This window comes from Streptomyces spongiae (assembly GCF_009377185.1).
Classification (GTDB): domain Bacteria; phylum Actinomycetota; class Actinomycetes; order Streptomycetales; family Streptomycetaceae; genus Streptomyces; species Streptomyces spongiae.
The window spans coordinates 1-3,479 of the sequence record NZ_VJZC01000817.1; the positions used below are offsets into that span (position 1 = coordinate 1).

General features: G+C 73.2%; 1 protein-coding gene. It reads left to right on the top strand.

Features of this window, described 5'->3' with window-relative positions:
* Positions 1 to 76: 76 nt before the first annotated feature.
* Positions 77 to 3,343 carry a S41 family peptidase gene (locus FNH08_RS47240; protein ID WP_322726570.1) on the top strand — a complete coding sequence of 1,089 codons (3,267 nt, stop codon included), beginning with the start codon at positions 77 to 79 and terminating at the stop codon, positions 3,341 to 3,343.
* Positions 3,344 to 3,479: the final 136 nt, after the last annotated feature.

The window sequence follows — 3,479 nt, forward strand, 5'->3', positions numbered from 1 at the left end:
CTTCAACCCCCGAATTCCGGGGGACCACCCCCCAAAACCCCTCCCAAGAACGGCGGCCGCTGCCTAGAGTGACCTGGTGACACTGCCTGCAGCCTCTGCATCTCCCGCGTATTTCCGGTTTCCGCACCTGCACGGCGAATCGGTCGCCTTCACCGCCGAGGACGACGTCTGGGTCGCGCCTCTCGACGGTGGCCGCGCCTGGCGGGTAAGCGCCGACAACGTCCCCGTCAACCATCCACGCATCTCCCCGGACGGCACCACCGTCGCCTGGACCTCCACCCGCGACGGAGCACCCGAGGTACACATCGCCCCCGTCGACGGCGGGCCGTCGAAGCGCCTGACGCACTGGGGAAGTGGGCGCACCCAGGTGCGCGGCTGGACCCCCGACGGCAGGGTCCTCGCGCTCAGCACACAGGGCCAGGCCAGCCTCCGACGGAGCTGGGCGCATGCCGTCCCCCTCGACGGCGGGCCGGCGGCCATCCTGCCGTACGGGCCCGTCGGCGCCGTCGCGTACGGGCCGAGCACCGTACTGCTGTCCGCGCCCATGGGCCGCGAGGCAGCCTGGTGGAAGCGGTACCGCGGCGGCACGGCGGGCAAGCTGTGGATCGAGCGGGACGGCACAGACGGCGGGGACGGGGAAACGTCCCCCGCCGAGGGCCCGGAGTTCGTGCGCCTTCACGCCGACCTCGACGGGAACATCGAGTACCCCCTGTGGGTGGGAGACCGGGTCGCCTTCCTCTCCGACCACGAAGGGGTGGGGGCCCTGTACTCGTCGCTCGCCGACGGGTCCGACCTGCGGCGGCACACGCCTGTCGACGGTTTCTACGCCCGGCACGCCGCCACCGACGGGACGCGTGTCGTGTACGCGTCCGCCGGTGAGCTGTGGCTGCTGGACGACCTGGACACAGCCGAGCCGCGGCGGCTGGACATCCGGCTCGGCGGGCAGCGCGTCGACCTGCAGCCGCACCCCGTGAACGCGAGCCACTGGTTCGGGGCGGGCTCGCCCGACCACACCGGGCGGGGCAGCGCCATCTCCGTGCGCGGTGCCGTCCACTGGGTCACCCACCGTTCCGGCCCCACCCGCACGCTCGCCGCCGAGCAGGGTGTACGGGCCCGGCTGCCGATCACCTTCCGCGCGGACGGCGAGGAATGGGTGGTGTGGGTGACGGACGCCGAGGGCGACGACGCCTTGGAGTTCGCCCCGGCGACAGGAGGCGCGCCCGGAGCGACCCCACGACGGCTCGCCGCCGGGCAGCTCGGGCGCGTCCTCGGGCTCGCCATGGCTCCCGACGGAAGCCGGGCCGCCGTCGCCTCGCACGACGGGCGCGTCCTGTTCGTCGAGCGGGAGAGCGGTGAGGTGCGCGAGGTCGACCGGAGCGAGGACGGCGAAGCCTCCGGGCTGGTCTTCTCGCCCGACTCCGCCTGGCTCGCCTGGTCCCACCCCGGCCCGAGCCCGCTGCGCCAGCTCAAGCTCGCCAACTCCGCGGACCTGTCGGTGACGGAGGCGACGCCCCTGCGGTTCCAGGACTACTCGCCCGCCTTCACGCTGGACGGCAAGCACCTGGCGTTCCTGTCGGCGCGGTCCTTCGACCCGGTCTACGACGAACACGTCTTCGACCTGGCCTTCGTCGGCGGCTCGCGTCCGCATCTCATCACGCTCGCCGCGACCACCCCGTCGCCCTTCGGGCCGCAGCGCCACGGCCGGCCCTTCGACGCCCCCGACAAGGACGAGACACCGGACAGCGAGGGCGCCCCCGCGACCCGTATCGACCTCGAAGGGCTCGGCGACCGGATCGTGCCGTTCCCCGTCGAGGCCGCGCGCTACACAGGGCTGCGGGCCGCCAAGGACGGCGTGCTGTGGCTGCGGCACCCGGTGCGCGGCGTACTCGGCCACTCGCGGGCCACGCCCGACGACCCGGAGCCCAAGACCTCGCTGGAGCGGTACGACCTCGCCCAGCAGCGCGTCGAGTACCTGGCCTCCGACGCCGAGCGGTACGCGGTCAGCGGCGACGGCAAGCGGGTGCTGCTGTGGACCGACGGCAAGCTCAAGGTCGTCCCCAGCGACCGGCGCGCCTCCAGCGACGAGGACAGCGACACCAACATCACCGTCGACCTCGCGCGCGTACGGCAGACCGTCGAACCGGCCGCCGAGTGGCGCCAGATGTACGACGAGGCCGGCCGCTTCATGCGGGACAACTTCTGGCGGCCGGATCTCGGGGGAGTCGACTGGGACGGGGTGCTGGACAGGTACCGGCCCGTACTCGCCCGGGTCGCCACCCACGACGACCTCGTGGACCTGCTGTGGGAGGTCCAGGGTGAACTCGGCACGTCGCACGCGTACGTCACCCCGCGCGGCGGGGGAGGCTGGGGTGACCGGCGGCAGGGGCTGCTGGGCGCCGACATCTCCCGGCACGAGGACGGCCCCAAGGGATCGCCACTGTGGCGCATCGACCGTGTCCTCCCGTCCGAGACCTCCGACCCCGAGGCACACGCGCCGCTCGCCGCGCCCGGAGTGGCGGTACGGGCCGGGGACGCGATCATCGCGGTGGGCGGGCAGGCCGTGGACCCGGTGACCGGTCCTGGGCCGCTGCTCGTCGGTACGGCGGGCAAGCCCGTCGAACTGACCATCCTGCCCGCGGGTGGCGGGGACCCACGGCACACGGTGGTCGTCCCCATCGCCGACGAGGAGCCCCTGCGCTACCACGCGTGGGTCGCGGACCGGCGGGCGTACGTGCACGAGACGTCCGGGGGCCGGCTGGGCTACCTGCACGTGCCGGACATGCAGGCGCCCGGCTGGGCGCAGATCCACCGCGACCTGCGGATCGAGGTGGCGCGGGAGGGCCTCGTCGTCGACGTCCGCGAGAACCGTGGCGGGCACACCTCCCAACTGGTCGTCGAGAAGCTGGCCCGGCGGATCGTGGGCTGGGACGTGCCGCGCGGGATGCGGCCGTACAGCTACCCGGGGGACGCACCTCGCGGGCCCGTCGTCGCCGTCGCCAACGAGTTCTCCGGGTCCGACGGGGACATCGTGAACGCGGCGATCAAGGCGCTCGGGATCGGGCCGGTGGTCGGTACGCGGACGTGGGGCGGGGTCATCGGGATCGACAGCCGCTACCGGCTCGTGGACGGCACGCTGGTCACCCAGCCGAAGTACGCGTTCTGGCTGGAGGGGTACGGGTGGGGCGTCGAGAACTACGGCGTCGACCCCGACGTGGAGGTCGTCCAGGCGCCGCACGATCACGCCGCGGGGCGTGACACGCAGCTCGACGAGGCGATTCGGCTGGCGCTGGCCGCGTTGGAGGAGACACCGGCGAAGACGGCTCCGCCACTGCCGGAACTGTAAGGCGCGAGGGGTGGGGGGGGTTCGCCCCCGCCACCCCTACCCGTTTCGGCTCACTTGCCCTCCGGTTACTTGCCCTCCGGCCAGCATGTCGGACGCGACTGGCAGTAGACGGTCTTGGTCACGGTGACGGTCGGGC